This window comes from Methylobacterium sp. WL103 (assembly GCF_008039885.1).
Taxonomy (GTDB): domain Bacteria; phylum Pseudomonadota; class Alphaproteobacteria; order Rhizobiales; family Beijerinckiaceae; genus Methylobacterium; species Methylobacterium cerastii.
In genome coordinates, this window is sequence record NZ_VRUX01000765.1 from 1 (window position 1) to 1,671 (window position 1,671).

General features: G+C 71.2%; 1 protein-coding gene and 1 pseudogene. Both read right to left on the minus strand.

Annotated features, from left to right (window positions below):
• The coding region (locus FV222_RS30735) for a hypothetical protein (protein WP_210248510.1) at positions 1-180 on the minus strand (180 nt) is incomplete at its 3' end.
• Positions 181-331: 151 nt separating this feature from the next.
• A pseudogene (locus FV222_RS30125) lies at positions 332-1,671 on the minus strand (ABC transporter ATP-binding protein); the annotation flags it as partial.

Consider the following 1,671-nt stretch of genomic DNA (forward strand, 5'->3'; position numbering starts at 1 on the left):
CGCCGGGGCGGCGGCCTCGTCGGGCCAGAACGCGTCGAAGGGCGACGGGGTCTCGGGCGCCGGATCCAGCGCGGCCCAGTTCACGGGCGACGGGGTGGGGTCTTCCGGCCAGGACGGGGTATGGCGGTTCTTCGACTTGACCTCGACGGTAAAGGACCGTCGCACACGGCTGCGCAACATGCGGCGTATGATTCTCTTCGATTTGGGGCAGGAACGCGCGAGCGCGTACCGTATTCCATGACGGTTCTTCCGCATCTTGTCGAGGCGAAGGTGAGAAATCGGTTTCCGATACCGCGATCTTGAGCGGACAAGACGGGTTTCGTCGCCCGCATCAGGCCGTGCGTGCCGCCGGCTCCATGACTTCGGGTGTCGCGTTTTCCGGTGCCGAGGTCTTCGGTGCCGAGGCCTCCGGTGCCGGGGTCTCCGGTTCCAAGTTTTCCGGAGTCGCGTTTTCCGGTGCCGGGGTCTCCGGCTTCCGCTCTGCGTCGACGGTCACGGCGCCGGTCTTGTCGAAACGCAGCCGCACCGGGAACGGCGCCGCCTCGGCGTCGGTCGCGGCGACAGCCAGGAGGCTGATCCGCGGGCCGCCGCTGGTCACGGCCGCCATCAGGGCGTCGGCGCCGCCGTCCAGATGCGGAATCGTGCCGTCAACGACGAGGATCTCCGGGCGCCGCAGGATCGCGCGGGCGAGATCCACGATGGCCTGCTGGCGCGGCGTGAGCAGGCGGCCGCGGTTGCCCACGTTGAACTCCAGCCCGCGCAGGCGGATGCCGCGTTCGAGGTCGAACTCCTTCACGACGAGGCGGACCTGGCGCTGGATCTCGGCCTCGCCGTGCATGCGCGCGGTGTTGATCCGGCCGAAGAGCAGCGCGTCGAGCACCGAGCTGTGCCGGTTGATCCGCTCGGGATCGTAGGGCTCCACGTCCTCTTCGCCGTCCTCTTCGCCGTCCTCGCGCCGCAGGGCCTCGCGGATCGCGTAGCGCGCCGCCACGAGGCGGGCCTGATAGGGCCCGTCGAGGAGGCCGAGGCGCTGGCGCGGCTCGACGTAGGCCAGCGCCAGGGCGAGGAACGCCTCGTTGTCGGCGGCCGGGGGCGTCTCGTCGGCGTCCAACGCCGAGAGCCGCTGCTCGAAGACCGGCAGCTCGTCCGGCGCGATCAGCGAGAACCGTCGGAACAGCGGATGGCCCGGAGGCACGTCGCGGAAGATCTCGACGAGGTTGCGGGCGATCGCCACGCCCATCCGGGCGAGGTCGTCGAGCAGGAACAGCTTGTCCAGCGCGGCGCGGAAGCGCGGCTCGGCGGCGAGGTCGCGCCCGGTCAGCTCCGGCACGGTGGGGACGCCGAACAGGAGGTTCTCGGCGATCGTCGCCTGCTCGTTGTAGCGCCGCGGATCGAAGGGGATCAGGAGGTCGCCCATGCCCGCGGCGGCGAAGTGCTGCTGCAGCTTCCGGCGCGCGGCGACGACCCGGCGCCCCGGGTCGGAATCGTGGCGCACGAGGCTGTAGGCGCCAAGGCCGAAGCGGTAGAGGTCGTCGCCCATGCCGAGGCGGTTCAGCAGGTCGAGCATGCGGGCGTCGAGGGCGGCGGCGTCCGCGACGCCGAGGGCGGCGTAGTCGATCCACGGATCGCCCGCGTCCTCGATCGGGTTTCCCGTGCGCCGGGCCTCGGCGC